The 20,917-nt window shown below is 51.6% G+C and carries 13 protein-coding genes and 2 pseudogenes; 12 read left to right on the forward strand and 3 right to left on the reverse strand.

The window, feature by feature from the left end; translation table 11 throughout:
- Position 1: 1 nt before the first annotated feature.
- Positions 2-1,549: a membrane dipeptidase gene (locus IE055_RS01450; protein WP_189398229.1), complete on the reverse strand. Its 1,548-nt coding sequence runs from the start codon at positions 1,547-1,549 to the stop codon at positions 2-4.
- A complete protein-coding gene (locus IE055_RS01455) occupies positions 1,546-2,199 on the reverse strand; it encodes an NHL repeat-containing protein (protein ID WP_189398230.1) in 654 nt (217 codons plus the stop codon). The genes IE055_RS01450 and IE055_RS01455 overlap by 4 nt, the downstream gene beginning before the upstream one ends.
- 364 nt (positions 2,200-2,563) lie before the next feature.
- Here IE055_RS01455 and IE055_RS17990 point away from each other — a divergent pair.
- The 12 genes and pseudogenes from IE055_RS17990 to nagB all read left to right on the forward strand — a co-directional run.
- Positions 2,564-2,701: pseudogene (locus IE055_RS17990) on the forward strand (acyl-CoA dehydrogenase family protein); the annotation flags it as partial.
- 17 nt (positions 2,702-2,718) lie between these two features.
- Entirely contained in the window at positions 2,719-3,885 is a 1,167-nt protein-coding gene (locus IE055_RS01465) for a CaiB/BaiF CoA transferase family protein (protein ID WP_189398231.1), read from the forward strand.
- Between the two features lie 296 nt (positions 3,886-4,181).
- Positions 4,182-4,670: pseudogene (locus tag IE055_RS18025) on the forward strand (PKD domain-containing protein); the annotation flags it as partial.
- 90 nt (positions 4,671-4,760) lie between these two features.
- Positions 4,761-6,536 carry a glycosyl hydrolase family 18 protein gene (locus IE055_RS01470; protein ID WP_229794142.1) on the forward strand — a complete coding sequence of 592 codons (1,776 nt, stop codon included), beginning with the start codon at positions 4,761-4,763 and terminating at the stop codon, positions 6,534-6,536.
- Positions 6,537-6,640: 104 nt separating this feature from the next.
- Positions 6,641-8,626 (forward strand): PKD domain-containing protein, encoded by a 1,986-nt coding sequence (locus IE055_RS01475; RefSeq protein ID WP_189398233.1) that lies wholly within the window; start codon positions 6,641-6,643, stop codon positions 8,624-8,626.
- 285 nt (positions 8,627-8,911) lie between these two features.
- Positions 8,912-11,500, forward strand: a complete 2,589-nt coding sequence (locus IE055_RS01480) for a TonB-dependent receptor (RefSeq protein ID WP_189398234.1) — start codon at positions 8,912-8,914, stop codon at positions 11,498-11,500.
- A 137-nt stretch (positions 11,501-11,637) separates the two neighbouring features.
- Positions 11,638-13,203 (forward strand): tryptophan halogenase family protein, encoded by a 1,566-nt coding sequence (locus IE055_RS01485; RefSeq protein ID WP_189398904.1) that lies wholly within the window; start codon positions 11,638-11,640, stop codon positions 13,201-13,203.
- A gap of 8 nt (positions 13,204-13,211) precedes the next feature.
- Positions 13,212-13,934: a SapC family protein gene (locus IE055_RS01490; RefSeq protein ID WP_189398235.1), complete on the forward strand. Its 723-nt coding sequence runs from the start codon at positions 13,212-13,214 to the stop codon at positions 13,932-13,934.
- 26 nt (positions 13,935-13,960) lie between these two features.
- Complete coding sequence (locus IE055_RS01495; RefSeq protein WP_189398236.1) at positions 13,961-15,517, forward strand: tryptophan halogenase family protein; 1,557 nt, start codon at positions 13,961-13,963, stop codon at positions 15,515-15,517.
- 99 nt (positions 15,518-15,616) lie between these two features.
- Complete coding sequence (locus IE055_RS01500) at positions 15,617-16,660, forward strand: LacI family DNA-binding transcriptional regulator (protein ID WP_189398237.1); 1,044 nt, start codon at positions 15,617-15,619, stop codon at positions 16,658-16,660.
- A gap of 195 nt (positions 16,661-16,855) precedes the next feature.
- Positions 16,856-18,019: an N-acetylglucosamine-6-phosphate deacetylase gene (gene nagA, locus IE055_RS01505; protein ID WP_189398238.1), complete on the forward strand. Its 1,164-nt coding sequence runs from the start codon at positions 16,856-16,858 to the stop codon at positions 18,017-18,019.
- The gene (gene nagB / locus IE055_RS01510; RefSeq protein WP_189398239.1) at positions 18,016-18,810 is read left to right on the forward strand and encodes a glucosamine-6-phosphate deaminase; all 795 of its coding nucleotides are present in this window, start codon (positions 18,016-18,018) and stop codon (positions 18,808-18,810) included. Before nagA ends, nagB begins: the two co-directional genes overlap by 4 nt.
- A gap of 32 nt (positions 18,811-18,842) precedes the next feature.
- On the opposite strand, the gene IE055_RS01515 is transcribed toward nagB, so the two are convergent.
- Positions 18,843-20,915, reverse strand: a complete 2,073-nt coding sequence (locus IE055_RS01515; RefSeq protein WP_189398240.1) for a sodium:solute symporter family protein — start codon at positions 20,913-20,915, stop codon at positions 18,843-18,845.
- Positions 20,916-20,917: the final 2 nt, after the last annotated feature.

The following is a 20,917-nucleotide window of genomic DNA, read 5'->3' on the forward strand; positions in this document are numbered from 1 at the left end:
TCTAGTTGTTAGCCGCGATAGTCTGAGCGCGTTCCCACATCACCACGAAGCGTTCAGCGGAATTATCCAAGTGATCTATGTACTGTTGTGGTACGCCAATGTTGTGCAGATCCTGCACCAGCTGTGGTAGCAAGCCGACGTGTGCTAGGCCTTTGCGTTGAATATCCTGTGTTGCCGGGTCGTTGTCGGGGTAGCAACGCGGTTTCATCTGGGTGATAAAGCCATTCAGGTCAGCTCCGAGGCCAAGACTCAAGCCTTGGTCAACGCCAGCCATCAACGATTGAGCGAATGAGCGGATGGAACCGTCACAGTAGTTGCCAACACTGGTGTTATAGGTGGTCGCAGCCTCCAGACCCGTACGCAAGCCCACCATACCGCCGGTGCCATTGATGAGGCTGATTTCGTCTGACTTGATGTACTTTTCATTGCGCTGATCCTTGTTACCGTCAATGGAGTCAAATAAATGCGCATGTGAATAGAACATCGGATAATTGTTGTTCTGACTCATTATTGTGTGAATCTGTTTGAGTGACTTTCGTGACACATGCGCTACGTCGACAAGCATGCCACGGTCAATCATGGCATTCACCAGTTGCGCGCCATCTGCGGTCAATCCCTGCGTATTTAAATGCGTGTCACCATCGCAGTTGTTGCCACAACTGACGTCATTAATCGGGCTCATCTCACCTTTAACTACTTCAACCAAATCGACGGTCTGTACCAGTTTGGGGATTGGTGCTGCCCCCGAGAAGCGATTATTGTGGTGGTGGACAAGTTGTACAGATCGAACACCTTTGTTGTAAAGTTGGTCTAGTTGGTCAGTAATACTGCCATTTGGAAACAGCTTGCTGACCTCAACAGCTATCACCAACGCGAGTTTGTTCTGCGCTGCCAAAGTTCGCGCTTGAGCAGGTGAACGCGCGATGCCAACCCAGCTGGAATGGTTGGCGACGAACTGGTTTAGTTTGTCGAGTTGGCGGTGTACAGAGGCCATCTCGTCACAATCATAGCGTCGCTTGGACGATGGCGTATTGCGACATAGAAAGTTGGATTCTGCAAGCGAGACCACCATGACCTTCATGCCGCCATCAAACGCCTGTTTCAGGTGTCCGTGCCACATTTGCTGATGTGCCAGTCCATCGTGTCGTGGCCAGTGTTCAAAGTGTGGTCGCGGACAGGTTCCGGGAATGGTAACGCCGAAGATTTTTTTACATTTTCGACGGTCATAGCCACGGCGTTTGCCCAGATGGATGCCAGTGTCCGTGGCGATAAATTCGGCCACACCCGGAAGGTTCTCGATGGCTCCGTGACTCTGCGCCGGGTTGCCATCACAGCGTCGTAGTGCCCAGTCCAACGAGCCTTCAACGGTGCCCCAGTACCAGCTGCCGCCGAAGGTGTGTTCCGCCATCAAATGCGAGTGCAGGTCGACAAATCCATCAATTGTTTGTGCTTTAGTACGTGGGCTGATTGCGAGTAAACTTACTGCCAATAGCAATGTTGTGGTGATAGAGAGCCACCTGGGTGGTGTGAGTGTTTGTGGTGCTGTCATGGTTCCTCCTGTGTGGAATGGGTGAGTAGGGTAATGGTTTTCATTGTGGAATTTCCCTCATCGTCAAACTGGATAGCGAACTTTGCTCGCCCCAGGCTGTCGCCGAGGTATAGGGTGTTAGACACAGAATCAAATCCAAGCCCGTGAACAGCCTGACTCGGCAAGCTGAGCAATCGTTGCTCTTGACGGGTCCCGGCTTGATGATCGACTGAGTGGCGATGTATCGCGCCTTCAGATATGAAGAGCAGGGTATGGCCATAAGACGATGCAATCGTCAGGTCGTAGGGGTCCTCGAAGTTGCTTTCAATGGTGCGAATATTGTTGCCGTCCGCGTCTGCGACTTTAAATGTTTGGTCGCCAGCGCTGGTCCACACGAGCGCCGACGACGGAGGGATAACACCAAATGCATACGGTTGATTGAGCTGAGATAGGAAGTTTTTCGAGTGATATATCGGCACGCTACTGGGTTGGTCCGTTAGCGTGGAATCAGATTTTTTAGGTGTGCTCAGGGTGCCTGCAATGGCGTCGGACGGCGCTTCGATGTTTGGTGTTTTATCACTCGTAGGCACAGCGGGGGCGTGCGGGCGCTGGAACCACCATAGGGCGAGTGCGAATGCGGCTAACACCGTCGCGTAGGCAAAGCGTTTCATTTTACCGGGCCGGTTGTTCGCCCATGCCTGGATGCAAAATCACTGAGTATCAAGGTCATACGAGGTCGCCAATTGAGTGAGTCAACTTGTCCACGTACACAGAGTCTGTGGTGTGTTACTAACTCAAAAAACTATAGCAAGCTCGCCGTGTTCAGTTTTTATCAATTTTTAGGATTTTGTCGCCCCTCATTAAAATGAAACTAAAAACAAGGGGCCGGGAGTCATTTAAGGAACGTTTTTGCGCGGGGCAACCACAGAGCACCCCTAACGCTTTGCTAAACAACGTGTTTGATCGCTGTGCTTAATTTTTGGCAAAATTCATCAAGGGGTTGTTCTTCGATGATGAGTGCGTCAGAGACATGCCGGCAGTAACGGTATTTCGGACGAGTATCCGGTTATGCGCCACATGGTTAACCTCCAAACAGTGAACACTTACGAAGGTACGCACGACGTTCATGCGTTAATATTGGCGCGAACCCAAACTGGGATCGCTGCTTTTTAACTATTTCGAGAATTCAGATGACCAATGCTGCCTTATCTCATATTCGAGTGTTAGACCTTTCACGTGTTCTGGCCGGCCCTTGGGCTGGGCAAACGATGGCAGATTTGGGGGCCGATGTCATTAAAGTTGAGCAGCCCGGAAAAGGCGACGACACGCGTCACTGGGGGCCGCCGAACCTTTCGCGGACAGACGGTGAGACTGGGGAGAGTGCATATTTTCTATGCGCTAATCGCGGCAAGCGTTCTGTTTGCATCGATATTAAATCCGCACAAGGTCAGGCTCAATTACACCGGCTAATTGCGGAGTCGGATGTAATAATCGAGAACTTCAAAACCGGACAGTTGGCTGATTATCAACTCGATTACACCACTGTATCGACCATAAATCCGCGCATCGTCTATTGCTCGATTACAGGATTCGGTCACTCTGGACCTTACGCTAAACGGCCTGGCTATGACTTCTTAATTCAGGGAATGAGTGGACTAATGAGTGTGACTGGAGCGCTCAATGGCGAGCCACAAAAAGTCGGCGTGGCTGTCACGGATATCATGACGGGCTTGTACGCCACAATCGGCATTCTTGCAGCCCTGGCGGAGCGAGAGCGGTCTGGCTTGGGTCAGCACATTGACATGTCGCTCATGGACGTGGCGGTGTCAACAATGGCGAACCAGGCAAGTAACTATTTGGTTGGTAACATCGTGCCAAAACCTATGGGCAACGCACATCCGAACATCGTCCCGTATCAGAGTTTTGCAACTAAAGACGGACATTGCATTGTGGCGGTCGGCAATGATAGTCAGTTTGCGAAGCTGTGTGATGCAATAGGTTGGTCGAGTTTGGCAGAAAACCCTAGATTTTGTACCAACCAACAGCGCGTTGCCAACCGCGACGCGTTAGTTACCATTATCGCCGAGGCGATGTTGATGAGAGAGACAGCCGATTGGCGGCAACTTTTCGATGAATTGGGTGTGCCGAGTGCGCCAATAAATACGCTCGACACGGTGTTCACTGATCAGCAGGTGCTCGCGCGAAATATGGTTGTCACACTCCCTCATCCTCAGCACGCAGAGCTGAAATTAGTTGCGAACCCGATCAAGTTTTCACGCACACCGATACGCTATCACCGGCCTCCACCGCTACTGGGCCAGCATACCTCGGATATTCTCGATGAGATCCTAGAATAGCCATCTGTCCCTGTTGTGCCGCGTCGATGTGACATGGATTGACTCAAGCAATCGTAGCTTATCCGCGCTGACTCCGCATTTCGTTCACAATTAAATACTAGACATTAGACAACGTTGTCGAATTCATGTAGGATTCGGACAACGTTGTCATTATGTCGGCCAGTTAGCGGTGATCTTTGGTCGAATTCGCCATGCTGCTGCTACTGCGTTCCTACTCTCAAGTAGTGGTTCAGCATTTTTACTCATTTAGCCGACAACCCTACATACAGGTTGGCTATTTAATGGAGGATTAGTAGATGTACAAGTTAGTCAAATCGTTAACTATCGCTACCGCCGGGCTTTTCTCGGCCACCGCGTTTGCAGTTGACTGTAGTTCGCTGAACAGTTGGAGCGCGTCTCAGGTTTACAATGGCGGTGATACGGTAGAAGCGAATGGTAGCGCATACAGTGCCAATTGGTGGACGCAAGGCAATGACCCCGTCACCAACAGCGGACCCAGTGGCTCCGGACAGCCTTGGAGTGTACTGGGTCTCTGTGATGGCGGCAGTAATCAAAGCCCGGTTGCGAATGCCAACGGACCATACTCCGGTACGGTAGGCAGCAATATTGCCTTTAGCAGTGCTGGCTCGAGTGATTCAGATGGTCAGATCGTGTCGTATTCCTGGAACTTTGGTGATGGCGCTTCTTCCAGCGCTGCAAGTCCGGCGCATGTGTATTCCAGTGCGGGCAACTACACGGTTGCACTCACGGTGACGGATGATGACGGAGCGACCAGCAGCGCATCGACGTCGGCGACCATTTCCGGTGGCACCTCCGGCGGATGCAACGGCTTGCCGACATATTCAGCCGGGCAGAGCTATTCGGCCGGCCAGCATGTGAGTAATGTAAATAAAGAATTTGTTTGCAATGTCGCTGGCTGGTGTTCTTCGTCCGCAGCGTGGGCGTATGAGCCAGGTGTCGGCGCTCATTGGCAGGATGCCTGGTCTGAAGTCGGTGATTGCAGCGGCAATGCGGCACCCAGCGCCGATGCCAATGGACCTTACTCAGGAACCGCTGGTTCCGCGATTAGTTTCAGTAGTGCCGGCTCGGTTGACCCTGATGGTCAAATCGTCGGCTACAGCTGGAGTTTTGGCGACGGAGGTAGTGCTACGGGTGCGAATCCGACGCATACCTACGCGACTGCCGGGAATTATACAGTCACACTAACAGTGACTGACAATGGCGGTGCATCTGCAAGCAACTCAACCACGGCGACGATTTCGTCAGTTGGCGGTAATCTGGACCCGGTTGCCAATGCCAATGGGCCATACAGTGCCTTAGTTGGTAACAGCATCGCCTTCAGCAGTGCCGGTTCGCAGGATTCTGATGGCAATATCGTGAGCTACGCTTGGGATTTTGGCGATGGTGCGAGCTCGAGTGCAGCGACTCCGGCACACGCCTACGCGACTGCTGGAAACTACACAGTGAGTCTCACAGTGACAGATGATGACGGCGCAACGAATACCAGTAGTACCACAGCCACGATCAATACAAGCAATCCGCCAACCGGAAATAAGAAGGTGGTTGGCTATTTTACCGAGTGGGGCGTTTACGGCCGTAATTATCACATCAAAAACCTGGTCACCAGCGGATCTGCGGAAAAGTTAACGCACATTGTCTACGCCTTCGGTAATGTACAGAACGGCGAGTGTAAGATCGGCGATTCGTACGCTGCGTACGACAAGTATTACGATGCCGGAGCGAGTGTGGATGGTACCAGTGATACATGGGATGCGGGTGCATTGCGTGGAAACTTCAATCAGATTCGCAAACTGAAAGCCATGTATCCAAACATCAAAGTTGTGTGGTCGTTTGGTGGCTGGACTTGGTCTGGCGGTTTCGGTCAGGCGGCAGCCAATGCGCAAGCCTTTGCTGATTCCTGCTACAACCTCGTCAATGATGCGCGCTGGTCGGATGTGTTCGATGGCATTGATATCGACTGGGAGTACCCTAACGCCTGTGGCTTGTCGTGTGATTCTAGTGGTCCGGCGGCGTATCCAACGCTAATGGGTGCCTTGCGTGCTCGTTTCGGCAATCAGTTAGTAACCTCAGCGATTGGCGCGGGCAGTGCTAAGTTGAATGCGGCTGACTATGGCCCAGCTGCGCAATACCTAGACTTCTATATGTTGATGACCTATGACTTTTTCGGCGCATTCGATGCCGATGGGCCTACGGCACCACATTCCCCGCTTACCGCCTACCCTGGTATTCCGATTGCGGACTTCCATTCGGATAATGGCGTACAACTGTTGAAGAGTTTCGGTGTGCCATCTGAAAAAATCTTACTCGGCATTGGCTTTTATGGACGAGGCTGGACCGGTGTGTCACAAAGTGCGCCAGGTGGCTCCGCCAGTGGTGCCGCGCAAGGCACGTACGAGGCGGGCATTGAAGACTACAAAGTTTTGAAGAATTCATGTCCTGCGACCGGCGTCGTGGCTGGAACTGCGTACGCATATTGCGGCAACAATTGGTGGAGCTTCGATACGCCCGCGACTATTCAAGGGAAAATGAATTACGCAAACCAACAAGGTCTCGGTGGTGCGTTTTTCTGGGAATTTAGTGGAGACACGGCGAATGGCGAGCTGATCCAAGCTATTTCAGACGGTCTGTAAACTAACCCCACTGTCTTTAGGGCAGCGCTGCCGGGTGCCAACTGTCACCCGGCAGTATTCTTTTCAACTCACATTCTGATCGTCAGTCGACGAGTGAGGTAATCATGACTTTCCTACGTTTATGCACCGCACTGTATTGTGGTGCGCTCTTATTTGTTCCTGCATCGGCTTTGGCGGTCGACTGCAGTAGTCTATCTTCCTGGACCAGCAGTACAGTGTACGTTGGTAATGATCAGGTTAAGCATGCGGGATCTGCCTATCGCGCGAAATGGTGGACACAAAACCAAAACCCAATTAACCATTCGCAACAATGGGATGTCTGGGCCGTGTTGGGATCTTGTGGGGATACGCCGACTAACCAAGCACCGAGTGCACAAATCAACGGTCCCTATCAGGCGCTGGTTGGTCAAACACTTAATTTCAACAGTGCTGGATCAACCGATGTCGATGGCACGATTACAGGCTATCAGTGGCAGTTTGGCGACGGTGCTTCGAGTTCGTTGCCCAATCCGCAACACACCTACACGACGGCGGGCACCTACACCGTCACCTTAACTGTTATCGATAATCAAGGCACCAGCAGCGTCGCCTCCACTTCGGCGGCAATCAGTGACGATTCTGGCGGCGAACCAGGCAGTTGTGATGGCGTTCCGGCGTATGTTGCTGGCGCGAGTTATGCAGCTGGTGACATGGTGTCCAATGCCGGCAAGCGTTTCGAATGCCTGATTGAGGGCTGGTGTTCTTCGTCCGCAGCTTGGGCATATGAACCAGGCGTCGGTGCGCATTGGGGAGATGCCTGGAATGAGTTTGGTGATTGCCAAACAAGTGGCAACAATCAACCGCCCGTTGCTGAGATTAACGGCCCTTACTATGGCCAGGTTAACCAGATGATTAACTTCACTGCCGCAGGCAGTAGCGACCCAGATGGCAGTGTCGCCAATTATAGCTGGAGCTTCGGTGACGGGGCACAGTCTAACCAGTCATCTGCCTCGCATAGTTACACCAATACGGGAACCTATACGGTCACGCTAACCGTCACCGACAATGACGGGGCTGCAACCACCGTGTCAACGGTGGCGAATATTAACGATGGCAGCGCAACGGGCAGTCCATTACCACACCGTGTATTGGTTGGTTATTGGCATAACTTTGTGAATCAAGCAGGCTACCTTCCTATTGGATCGGTCAGTGATGTCTGGGACATCGTAAACCTTTCATTCGCTGAAAATAAACTCGGTGGTCAGCCGGGTGAGGTGGCGTTTGCACCGGCTGAAGAGAGCGAAGCAGCATTTATGGCGGGTGTCCAGATGTTACAGGCGCGTGGGCAAAAAGTGCTTATCTCGCTGGGTGGTGCAAACGCGCATATCACGCTCGATAATGTCACAGAGCGCGATAACTTTGTGCGCACCATGGGCGATATAATCGCGCGCTATGATTTGGACGGCATGGACATAGATCTCGAAGGCGGATCGTTAAACATGAATCCCGGCGATACTGTGGCGAACCCGCAAACTCCGGCGATTGTGAATTTGATTGAAGCGACACGTCAGTTGAAAGCGCGCTTTGGTCCCGACTTTATCCTCACAATGGCCCCAGAAACCGCATACGTCCAGGGTGGCTATGCGAATTTCGGTGGCATCTGGGGAGCGTATCTGCCCTTGATTCACGCCTTGCGTAATGATCTGAATCTGTTGCATGTACAGCACTACAATTCCGGTTCCATCCTGGCCACTGATGATGTTGCCTACAACGCCGGAACCGCCAATTTCCATGTGGCGTTGTCAGACATGATGATCACGGGTTTTCCAGCTGGACGAGATGCCAACAATTTCTTCCCTGGCTTGCGTGCCGATCAGGTAGCGATCGGACTGCCAGCCACAGCCGGTGCTGCTTCATCAGGGCTTACCTCAAGTAGCGTTGTGCATTCTGCTTTAGATTGTTTGATCAAGCGCACTGGTTGTGGGGCTTATGTGCCGGGGCAGGCACACCCGGATTTTCGAGGTCTGATGACCTGGTCTATTACCTGGGATGCCTATGGTAACGGTAGTTTTTCGAATCCGCATCGTGCTTATCTGAACGCAAACCCTTAAGTAATAACACCAAAAACGCCCGTTGTGACCGGTTCAGGTTGCCGCGGGCGTGTTCGGTCGATGTAGAACTAAATCGCACTTAGTACGCGAAAACAACATTCTGTTACATATCAATGACAACGTTGCCAAAAAAATCGTATTTTTCACATCGCAAGATTGACAACGTTGTCTTATGTTTGTACTTTGTTCCCACTAGGTGAGAACCCAGTGCTCATTTGGCGAATAATAATGTAAAAAATTCAGATACGAGTTTGTGACAAGTTACCGTTTCGGTAGGAGATGAGAATGTCCAAAAAGTTCAATAAAATGCCACTCAAGGCCAAGCTAAAGCGAATTAGCGACCCGGCTTTGTATGGTGCGGTTGGTACCCTTGCAGCGGCAATGCTTGCGCCTGTAAACAGTGGCTATGCGCAGGATGCGCAAGTGAATGCAGAGATCGAAGAAGTCGTTGTCTACGGCACACGTGGCGCATTACGCAAAGCACTGGAAGTAAAGCGTGCAGCAAACTCGGTAGTGGATGCAATCTCCGCGGAAGACATTGGTAAATTCCCAGACAAAAACCTGGCCGAAGCGTTACAGCGTGTACCTGGCGTGACGATTAACCGCGGTTTCGTTGGCGAAGGTAACGAAGTGTCGATTCGTGGTGTAAACCCAGAATTGACACACACCATGATGAACGGTCAGTTTGTAGCATCTACGGAATGGTTCTCATTGGGTGCGAACAACCGCAGCTTTAACATGGACTTGTTGCCATCTGAGCTGGTTTCGAGCATTGAAGTACATAAGTCGCCAACCGCATCGCTGGATGAAGGCGGAGTGGGTGGTACTGTTATCGTCAATACCCGGCGTCCACTGGAAGCGACGGATGCGTTAACAGTTTTCGCATCAATCGAAACGAATAGCAACAGCTTGGCAGATAGCGATGACACCGGCATTGGTGCGACTGGTTATGTCAGTTGGAAAAATGATGACAGTACTTTTGGTGTATCCGGCATGGTGCACAGCAATGAAATTGTTGGTCGTGCGGACAAAGCAGAAAACTATTGGGAAGAATCCTGGTCAGCAATCGGTTTGGCAGAATTTCGGCAAAATCGTGAGCGCCAAACGGTTGATCTAACCTTGGAGTACGCGCCAACGGACGAGCAGTCTTACACGCTTGAGTACTTGAAGACCGAAATCGACGCGCAAAACATTAATCAGAACTTCCTGGTAATTAATGCCAGCGATATTACCCCATCTACGTCGCGCGTTGCCCCATCAGCAGCCTGTTGTGGTCGCGCAGAAGTATTGCCGCTGGCGGGCACAGTCAATGCAGCAGCGAATCTGGCTCAGGACGCGAACGCACGGATGCCCGTGATGGAAAGCGATGTATTGCACTTTACCGGTGAGTATGACGGTGAGGGCTGGACTTTGAGCTATGAGCTGGGCAAAACCACGGCCGAAGGCGGTAACGGTGGCAATGCGAACGCGTTGATTGGATTAGGCGCGTTTGATGCCACATCGGGTGTCACCGTGGATTTCGATGCCGATCTGCCGCAACGGATTATTGCTAACATTAATGGGACGTCGGTTGCCAACGCGTCGGGCAGTACCGTGCTGAGCATGGCGCTGGCAGAAACGGTGTTGGAAGACGAGGAAACCTACTACCAGGCGGACTTGAATTTTGATGTCGATTGGGGTGTGTTCAACTCCGTCGACGTTGGTGTCAAATTGCGTGATCATGCGCAAGAGCAGAACCAATTCAATTCCACTGTGTCATTGCCAGAAGGTGCAACAGTCGCCAGTCTGGGAATAGGCGATGGTGCGCTGAACGTCGATGGCGATGTGTGCGGTGGGAACGCGTGTAATTATGTCCGTATTGATAGCGGCGCGCTGCACGGTGCAGCGACTAGCCTTGCCGGTGCCCCGCAGCGTGTAGATAACGCGTTTGGTCGCATTGAAGAGGACATCACGGCATTTTACGCACAAGCAAACTTTGCCGGTGACAGCTATCGCGGTAATGTTGGTGCACGTTATGTGCAGACGGATGTGACTGGTACGTCGGCGTTCAACGTGGTTGAGTCGGATTACTCAGAATTGTTGCCAAGCTTCAATATCGCGTTTGATTTGTCGGACGACCTGTTGTTACGTGGTTCGATGGCGCGCGTGATGTCGCGTGCAGGGTACAGCAGCCTGAATCCGGCATTTGGAGCTATCGCCAACATTCAACAAACTGCAACGCAAGGTAACTCCGCGATTGAACCATTCATTGCTGACCAAGCAGATATCGGTTTGGAATGGTATTTCGGTGAAGGTTCGTTGTTGTCTGGATCGATCTTCCACAAAGACATCAAATCCTTTATCACGACGACGTCAGAAGTGCGCACGTTGACACTGCCTGGTGAGCCACCTCTGCCATACCGCACAACGATCCCTGTCCAAGGTAAAGGCGGTGACTTGACTGGCTTCGAAGTTCAGTTCCAAAAAGAGTTCGAGAACGGCTTTGGCTTGATTGCGAACTACACCTACGTCGACGCGGAAGGTGAGTTGGATGATGGCACTAAGGTCGATTTGCCGGGTACCTCTGAGAGCGCGTACAACCTGAGCGGTTACTACGAGAACGAAAAAGTCTCAGTGCGTTTGGCGTACACCTATCGCGACGCCTTCCTGGCGGAAGGTACGGCACTGGGGACAGCGCTTGATTCGTTTGAAGATCAGTCGTTCGTTGACTTGTCTGCGACTTACCACATCACCAATAACCTGGATATCTCTTTTGAAGGCGTGAACCTAACGGAAGAGGTCACCATCCAGAACTTTGGTTCAGGCCTGAATAGTCTGCGTGTTGCATCAGTGAATGGCGCGCGCTACTTCGTCAAGCTGGCGTATCGTTACTAGGCGGCGATCGGCGATTAGAGGGGAGGGCAGTGTCCCTCCCTTTTTTTGTAAAGTGTGGCCTGAAGCAGTCTTCATGCTGAGTTTGTTTCAGGTTCACTAAGCATGGATAGAGCGTGCAATGGAGTATACTAGTCTGCATGAAATTGGGTGAGCTTCGAGTTGAGCAGGTGGTCATCGTTGGTGGTGGCACCGCGGGTTGGCTAACAGCCTGCACATTAGCTAAAAACCTTGTGTCAACGCGACCCGGTGCGATCCGAGTTTGCGTGATTGAATCGCCGGATATCCCGACTATCGGTGTGGGCGAAGGTACTTGGCCAACCATGCGTCGAACGCTGGAAAATATTGGTTTGGATGAAACCGAGTTCATTCGAGAATGTAACGCAACCTTTAAGCAAGGCAGCCAGTTTATTGATTGGAAACAAAATGCAGACGACGCTCAGCCGCATACGTATTACAACCTTTTTAGCTCGATCTACAATCCTGCCGACTTTAATCTCGCGCCGTATTGGGTGCTTGGGCATGCTGGGCGTGATGTCAGTTACGCAAATGCGGTGAGTGCTCAGGGTGTGGCCTGTGATCGCGGTCTGGCGCCCAAGAAAATCACCACGCGCGGTTACGATGCGGTTCAAAGTTACGCGTATCATTTGGATGCGGGCAAGTTCGCCGCACTACTTAAGCGGCATGCGGTCGATAAGCTGGGCGTCCATTTTGTGCCCGCCAACGTCACGCAGGTAAATTGTGACCACGATGGGTTCATCACCGACGTCGACACCGAAGAGCAAGGCAAAGTCAGCGGTCAGTTGTTTGTGGACTGCACTGGTTTTCGGAGCTTATTACTCGGCGACACCATGCGAATACCGTTTAACGACGTAAACGACGTATTGCTGACCGATACCGCAATGGCTGCTCAGATTCCGTACCTTTCGAAAGATGCAGATATCGCGTGTGTGACCAAAGCAACGGCGCAGGCAGCTGGTTGGATTTGGGATATCGGGCTGCAAAACCGGCGCGGAGTTGGTCACGTGTTTTCTTCCGCGCACATCAGCGACGATCAAGCTGAGCAGCAGCTGCGAGCATACTGTGGTGACCTAAGCGGTGAGCTGAGTGTACGCAAGATTAAAATGCGGGTAGGCTATCGGGAAAAATTTTGGCACAAAAATTGTGTTGCGATTGGCTTGTCAGCCGCGTTTGTGGAACCGCTCGAAGCATCAGCGATCTTTTTGGTAGAGGCAGCAGGGAACATGTTGTCTGATTTATTCCCTCGATCACGGGGTGCAATGGCACACACAGAGAAAAAATTTAATAAATCGTTCCGTTTTCGGTGGGATAAGACTATCGACTTTATAAAACTGCATTATTATCTGTCTTCTCGTCAGGAACCATTCTGGCGAGACAATAAGCAGTCCGAAACGGTCCCCAACAGTTTGTTGGATAAGCTGGATGCCTGGTCTCGGCATCCAGTCAGCAAATACGACTTCTCGGACACGAATGAACCCTTTCCGCACGAGAGTTATCAATACATCTTGCACGGTATGGGGTTCGAGCAATCGTTGCAGTCGAGCGCATCGACATTTGCCCAGGTGGAACAGGCCAAGATGTCTTTTGCCAACGTGGCCAAAGCCACTGAGCATGTGTGTCGAGACTTGCCGTCGCATCGATCGTTGATTGACAAAGTATGCCAATATGGCTTTCCAAAGATTTAAAAATAATTATGACATCACTCGTAGCACTAAATTCCGATGCCCACCGTAACCTAAAGGTGGAAGTTAAAGACCAAGTGGCACTGGCCGAAGGGCACAACCTGTTGCCGATTTTTATGGCTGAATTTGGACCTTGTTCCTCTGAATGCCCGGTTGTATTTGCAAAAAATAACGAAACAGGTCAGATCCGCCCCGTTATCATGACCGGCTTTACACCCGATGAGAATTTGCTGTGTGAGAACGGCAAATGGCTGGGCCGCTATCTGCCGGGTAGTTTGAGACCGTCAGCGCTGGTTGCTATGCCTGATAAGAACAATAGCGAGAAACTGGTTATCTGTGTTGATGAGGACTCGAAGCTGGTGAATACCGATCTGGGCGAGCGGCTTTTTGATGACGAAGGAAATCAAACTGAATTCCTTCAGCATCAGTCAAAATTAGCTGCGGAAGTGCGCGCGCATGGCATGCAAATGCTGGACTTTATTGACACCTTAACCGAGCTGTCACTGTTGAAGAGCAACCCGATCTCCATTACACCGCCGAGTGGTCAGCCATTCAATGTCACGGGGCTGTACTTTGTTGATGAAGTTGCCCTGGGCGAATTACCGGCGGAGAAGCTGGCCGAGTTGCGAGACAAAGGGTATCTGCGTGCTATCTACGCGAGCTTGGTGTCTTTACATCGACTGGACGATCTGATGCAACGACGTGCTAAACGGAGCGCTCAGGAAGCCAAGTAATTGGCAGATCAGCACGTAACGTCGATATGAGCAGGGTAACGCGTGTCTTAATTGTTGGCGGTGGCACAGCCGGCTGGATTACCGCAGGCTTGCTGGCCAAACGGTTTAATTGCGCAGATGACCCGACTATCACGGTGTCGTTGGTGGAATCACCGAATGTACCAATTATGGGTGTTGGTGAAGGCACTTGGCCGACTATTCGAACCACACTGCAAGTGCTCGGTATTGATGAATCCGAGTTTATTCGATGCTGCGACGCCACGTTCAAACAAGGGTCTGAGTTTGTCAACTGGGTGCACACACCCGAGCCGGGTGAACGTCACAGCTATTATCACCCATTGAACGCGGTGTTTCATGCAGCCTATGACTTCAATCTCGCGCCGTACTGGATACTCGGTGACGGCGGAGATTTGCCGTATGACATGGCAACCGCCACGCAGGCTCAGATGTGTGCGCGTAATTTGGCGCCTAAAAAGATTACAACGCCAGCCTATGCAGCAATCCAAAATTACTCATATCATCTCGATGCCAATAAGTTTGCGGACTTTTTGCATGAGCACTGTGTCGCCCATTTGGGGGTACAGTTTCACTCAGCAGATGTGAATGAGGTCTGTCTGGATGAGCAGGGCGATATCATGGCCGTTGAAACTGACCAAGTTGGACGTTTGGAAGCCGATCTATTTGTGGACTGTTCCGGCGCTAAAGCAATTCTGTTAGGCGAAGCGCTGGGTGTACCGTACCAAGATATTTCGGACATCATTTTTAACGATACGGCGCTGGCGATACGCGTGCCCTATGAAGATGATCAAGAGCCGATAGCCACGCACACCATTGCTACTGCATTTGCAGATGGTTGGACTTGGGATATCGGCCTGACCGAGCGCCGTGGTGTTGGCTTTGTTTACAGTTCAATGTATACGGATGATGCACAGGCTGAGGAATATTTACGCGCCTACCTTGGTGAGGCAGGGAACCAGTTCGAGGCACGCAAAATCCGGTTTCAGAGCGGTTACCGTCGTGAATTTTGGCACAAAAACTGTGTCGCGATTGGTATGTCGGCCGCGTTTATCGAGCCGTTAGAGGCTTCCGCAATTTTTCTGGTGGAGGCCGCCGCCAACATGTTGGCCGAACAATTTCCCAACACACGGAAGGAAATGCAGTACGCGGCGGATCAGTACAACAGTATTTTAAATTTGCGCTGGGATAAAACCGTCGACTTCGTTAAGCTTCATTATTGCGTGAGTAAACGGCGTGACAGCCAATACTGGATCGACAATTGCGACCCAAAATCCATTCCAGAATCGCTGCAGCAACGCTTAGCATACTGGAAGACACACGTTCCCAGTAAGTACGATTTCGATTACGCGTTTGAGCCATTCGTGTTGGACAGCTATTTATTTGTGTTGTACGGCATGCAATACGAGGTTGATTTGCGTGACAGCGAACATCAGTTTGCTCAGAAGCGCTCGGCTCGACAACGGTTTGATGAGGTTCGTCGTTCGGTATCGACGCTCGAAACCCAATTACCAACGCATCGTCAACTGTTGGAGCAAGTGCACAAGTTTGGATTTGCTAAGATTTAACCAAGCAGTCCCCTATGGGCTGTCGAGATTTGCTGAGCTTACTCAGCTCAGCCGTCTAGGGCCTGTGACCAAGGCGCAGTCAATAAGTTAGGATTAACCATGAAAGTCACCATAAAAGATGTTGCCGAACTGGCCGGTGTGTCCTTCAAAACCGTTTCGCGCGTCGTAAATCAGGAAGGCGGTGTTAAAGCCGAGATGCGCGAAAAAGTGCAGGCCGCGATCGAGAAGCTAAATTATCAGCCAAACTTGTCTGCAAGGCGTCTGCGCGGAAAGTCTGCCACCATTGGCTTCATTTATAACAACCCCAACAGTAATTATGTGATTACGATGTTGCACGGCATTCTCGCAGCAGCGAGAGCGAATTCGTACGAGTTGGTAGTACATCCTTGTGAGACTGAGTCAGATCCAGTTGCTATTGTGGAAGAAATTATCGCCCTAACCAGGCGGAGCATGGTCGCAGGGTTGGTGCTTACGCCACCAATTTCAGAGAACCCCGACATTTTGTCTAAACTAGATGCGGCCGAGATTCCGTATTCTCGAATTGTATCTAGCTCCAGTCCACCGTCAGATGCCGAGCGGACAATTTATATCGACGACCGCCAGGCGGCATATCAGATTACCCAACATTTGCTGACGCAAAAACACACGCGGATTTGTTTTTTGAATGGCGACCCAGAACACATGTCCAGTGGCGAACGACTGGAAGGTTATAAGCAGGCACTTCGTGAACACGGACTGCCTGTCGATGACACGCTGGTGCTCGAGGGGCATTATACGTTTGAGTCCGGCATGGAGCGCGCCCAGCAAGTGTTAAGTCAGCCGTCGGCGCCGACAGCCATCTTCGCCTGTAATGACGAAATTGCCGCAGGTGCACTGTTTGCGGCACGAATGCGGGGCGTCCGAGTCCCTGAGCAGCTGGCGATTGCCGGTTTTGAGGATAGCCCTTTCTCAAGGCAGACATGGCCTTCGTTGACCACGGCTAAACAGCCCATGGACGAGATCGCACAGCATGCGACAGAGATACTCATTCGCCTGGTCAGCGGAGAAGCTCATGATGATGCGGGTTACCGTGATCATGCCTATTTGCCGGAGATCATTGTACGAGAATCTTCAACGCAGATTAAAAATAAGCCTTTAACCTAGATCTAGCAACCCTCAGTTCTGCAATGAGAGTACACCAATTCAGCATGCTGCTAGATGCGGTATTCGCAGACACGGGATTCGCTTAGCTAGGCTGGGCGCGCGTTATGTGCTTTACTTTAGAATCATATGATTGCATAATTGACAACGTTGTCAGATAATTCCTGAACCTATGCTTTTTGACCCTTATACACCGTCATGACCGAGTTCGCCCTTCAAGCCGATCGGATATTCAACGGCGATCAATTTCTTGAGAACCATGCTGTGGTTGTGGAACAGAACCGCATATCCGCGGTGACAGCACGCAGTGAACTTCCCTCAGATATGGTGGTTGAAAACTTGGGTTCGGGTGTTTTGGCCCCCGGATTTATCGACTGGCAGGTCAATGGTGGTGGCGGCGTGTTATTCAATAATGACACGACGGTCAATGGTATTCGGCGCATACTGCGTGGCCATTATCAGGGTGGCACCACGGGGTTGTTGCCCACCTTGATCAGTGATACGCAATCAGCCCGTGGCCTTGCTGTTATGGCGACCCGTGCAGCGATTGCCGAAGGTGAACAAAGCGTTTTGGGATTGCATCTAGAAGGCCCATACTTCGCTGCGGCGAAGCGTGGCACACACCATGAGGCGTTCATGGCGTCGCCCAGCGATGCAGAGATTGCTTGGCTGATCGACAATGCGGATTTACCTCTACTCGTAACCTTGGCGCCGGAAGTAGTTGGCTGCCAGCAGATTCAGCGTCTTAGCGATGCCGGCGTTATAGTTTGTGCTGGGCATACTAACGCAGATGCTGCGACCGTGAATAAGGCCTTACGGGCTGGCTTACGTGGCTTCACGCATCTTTACAATGCGATGCGCCCGGCGACGGGGCGGGAGCCAGGCGTGGTCGGTGCGGCGCTGGTTGATCGACAAGCTTGGTGCGGCATTATTGCCGATGGACATCATGTGCATGCGGATATGATTCGCTTGGCGTGGCATGCCAAGCCCACCGGCAAACTGTGCCTGGTAAGTGACGCCATGGCCACAGTAGGCGGTGTACATAGATCTTTCGAATTGTATGGTCAAACGATTACTGAGCGTGATGGCAGACTATTGAACAGCGAAGGGAATCTCGCTGGATCAGCGATTACGATGATCGATGCAGTGCGGATCGCGCATCAACTGGCGGGAATTGAGCTTGGGGAAGTCTTACGGATGGCCTCCTTGTATCCAGCCGAATTTCTACGCCAACCGAAGTTAGGCTTGGTTAAACCTGGCTATCGTGCGGATTTGGTGCACTTTAACTCAGAGTTTCAGGTGCAGCAGACGTGGGTTGCAGGGCAAGCCAAGCTGCCATCAAACAAGCGTGTTTTATCATGAGAGTAGTGATTGTTGGATCTGCACACGATGCGGCCGCGTACGGGTGTGATTTGTTTCTAGGTCAGCTTCACGATAAGCCCACGTCGGTGTTTGGTTTAGCCACCGGATCGACGCCATTAGCGTTGTATCAAGCCTTGATCGACGCACATCGAAATCAAGGTATCAGTTTTGCTCAAGTGACCACGTTTAATCTTGATGAATACGTCGGCTTAGCGGGCGATCATTCGCAAAGTTATCGCCATTTCATGCAGCGAAACCTGTTTGATTGCATTGACGTTGCGCCCGAAAATACCCATGTTCCAAACGGTATGGCGGAAAACGCGGAACTTGCGTGTGCCGAATACGAAGCACAAATCATGAATGCAGGCGGTATCGATCTCCAGTTGCTTGGTGTCGGGCGCAATGGCCATATTGGGTTTAACGAGCCTTCGTCATCGCTGGTGTCGCGAACGCGCGTTAAAACCTTGACTGAGGGAACGATCGCGGACAACGCTCGCTTCTTTGCTGATGGTGAGTACCAACCGAGCCTGTCGCTAACGATGGGTATTGGCACGATTATGGATGCGCGTCGGGTGCTGTTAATTGCAACCGGAGACTCCAAGGCGGATGCGATGCGGGCGGCGATTGAAGGGCCGGTCAGTGCCGCTTGTCCAGCATCGATATTGCAGATGCATGCAGATGCGATCGTGGTTATGGATGAAGCAGCGGCTGCAAAATTACGGAATGCAGAATTTTATCGTTTTGTGGAAACGCAACGGATCAAGCTGGCAGCAAAATCCTCTGCGGCATAAGATTATTCCGTATCGGCAATATCCCTTTCTGTTTATCGTTCTCGATTAATTTTATTCATGCCTCGGATCACGATCAGCATGGTGATCGTAAATATGCTCAGCAAGATACTGGCAACGCCATAGTCGAGTCGCAGGCCATAGCCAATGCCAAACATCCCGGCGTAGATCCCAATCGAGCCTAAAACAAAATACAACATGGATGCGGCAAAACTTCGTGCAGGTTGATGGGCTTGGTTCAAATTTTTCCACAACCCGATCGGCTTGACCTTATCAACAAAGCGCTGCAGCGTTGCGTCTGGTACCGCTGGCGTAATGAATGTGGTGACGAGAGACACCAGGGCTGCGCAGACAGAGATCCAGCAGATGACGTGAATCGGATGGCTCGCAATTGCGGTAGGAAAGATCGATATCTGACCGGAAGGCAGCAGAGTATTGTATTCGAGTACATAATTACCAAGCGCCAGCAATAGCCCCGTCAACATGCCGGCCAACTCGGACCACGCATTGGCGCGCCACCAAAACCAACGCAACAAGTGCGGCAGGCCAAGGCCGGCCATCATGCCCAGATATAATTGCCACATAGCGCCAACATTCTCGATAAACGATGCAAATGTCACGGCGGCGACCGTGATGCCCAGTGTGGCAAGACGACTCACCAGCGTAAGGCGCTGATTAGTGGCTTTCGGGTTAACGAAACGTAGGTAGAAATCGTTCGCGATGTACGATGCGCCCCAATTAATGTGCGTCGATACTGTCGACATGAACGCACCCATCAAGGCGACCAGTGCCAAACCGAGTAAGCCGGTGGGTAAGACGTCTTTGATCATAGCAGGATAACTGCGTTCACGGTCCTCGCGGAATTCGACCTGAGTGGTGCCGTCAGCCTGGGTAATATGTTTTTCGTACAACAGACCAAACTCGTCAATCTGGCACGCGTATCGACTGTCTAGACAGGTGCGCTGTGCGATACTGCAAACTTGAGAGTCGTTCAAACAGGCGTTGAATTGTGCGGCGACGTCGTTCACGGCGACTCGCGGATAAATAACCAATGCGGCGATGCCAGCGATGACCCAAGGCCAGGACCGAAAGACAAAGTGCGCCAGGCCGTACCATAGGGCCCCTTTTTCCGCTTCGCTGTTATCCGCTGCACTGTAGAGACGTTGTGCAAAAAAGCCAGCACCATCCACGTTTCCGTTAGTCCACCACATAAACGTCAGCGTTAGAATAAAGGCCGAAAAAGGAATGCCGAGGGAACCAACAGCCTCGTCGGAGAATGAAGGGATAAACGAGCTGAGTTGTTGGTGGTCCAGAAAGGCCTTGCCATCCAGATCTGTTGCATTGCCGCCGACCGGATAGGTTGTTTCCAGGCTGGCCCACAATTGATCTAAGCCACCGACATGAGACACAGCGAAATAGCTGAGAGTGATGGCCATAGTCATAGCCAGTACGAACCAGATCATGTCAGTGACCAGAATCGCTTTGAGTCCGCCAACGGCGGAATAAGTGAGTGTAACCACGACGAGAGTAAAAATTGTCAGACTGGTGTTCAGGTCATTAAAGATCAGCACCTCTGGATATATGCTCTCGATAACGGTGTAGAGCGTGGAGCCGAGCAAATATTGCCAGTCCATAAACGGTTCCGCAATTTTGGACATGCCCGCAAACACCCAGCCCAGGACGACACAATTAACGATCACAGAAAACACGAAGGCTTTGCTGGTGCGCAATACAGTCGCGGGTTTGCCGCCATAGCGCAATTCCGCAATTTCAGCGTCAGTGACGACTCCGGTGGAGCGCCAAACCCGCGCAAAAAACACGGTAATGGCCACGATGCCTATGGCGCCGCCCCACCAGAACCAGTTCCCGGCGACGCCGTAGTCGGCAATCCAGCCGGTAATCACCAGCGGTGTGTCGGAGGCAAAGGTTGTGGCGGCGATTGATGTCCCGAGAAACCACCATTTAGCCGAGCGATTGGCAGTGAAAAATTCTTCAACGCCGCCTTTCCCGCCGCTGTCTTTTAGTACTAGGCTGATGACTAACGTCAGGCCCAATATCAGGCCGATTATGAGCCAGTCGAGATGAGAAAGAACGGTAGTGTGCGTCATGT

Origin of the sequence: Arenicella chitinivorans (assembly GCF_014651515.1) — a bacterium.
Lineage (GTDB): Bacteria > Pseudomonadota > Gammaproteobacteria > Arenicellales > Arenicellaceae > Arenicella > Arenicella chitinivorans.

Coding starts and splice junctions, on each gene's coding strand:
- IE055_RS01450 (WP_189398229.1), bottom strand. CDS start 1,549: ATGACAGCACCACAAACACTCACACCACCCAGGTGGCTCTCTATCACC.
- IE055_RS01455 (WP_189398230.1), bottom strand. CDS start 2,199: ATGAAACGCTTTGCCTACGCGACGGTGTTAGCCGCATTCGCACTCGCC.
- IE055_RS01465 (WP_189398231.1), top strand. CDS start 2,719: ATGACCAATGCTGCCTTATCTCATATTCGAGTGTTAGACCTTTCACGT.
- IE055_RS01475 (WP_189398233.1), top strand. CDS start 6,641: ATGACTTTCCTACGTTTATGCACCGCACTGTATTGTGGTGCGCTCTTA.
- IE055_RS01480 (WP_189398234.1), top strand. CDS start 8,912: ATGTCCAAAAAGTTCAATAAAATGCCACTCAAGGCCAAGCTAAAGCGA.
- IE055_RS01485 (WP_189398904.1), top strand. CDS start 11,638: ATGAAATTGGGTGAGCTTCGAGTTGAGCAGGTGGTCATCGTTGGTGGT.
- IE055_RS01490 (WP_189398235.1), top strand. CDS start 13,212: ATGACATCACTCGTAGCACTAAATTCCGATGCCCACCGTAACCTAAAG.
- IE055_RS01495 (WP_189398236.1), top strand. CDS start 13,961: ATGAGCAGGGTAACGCGTGTCTTAATTGTTGGCGGTGGCACAGCCGGC.
- IE055_RS01500 (WP_189398237.1), top strand. CDS start 15,617: ATGAAAGTCACCATAAAAGATGTTGCCGAACTGGCCGGTGTGTCCTTC.
- nagA (WP_189398238.1), top strand. CDS start 16,856: ATGACCGAGTTCGCCCTTCAAGCCGATCGGATATTCAACGGCGATCAA.
- nagB (WP_189398239.1), top strand. CDS start 18,016: ATGAGAGTAGTGATTGTTGGATCTGCACACGATGCGGCCGCGTACGGG.
- IE055_RS01515 (WP_189398240.1), bottom strand. CDS start 20,915: ATGACGCACACTACCGTTCTTTCTCATCTCGACTGGCTCATAATCGGC.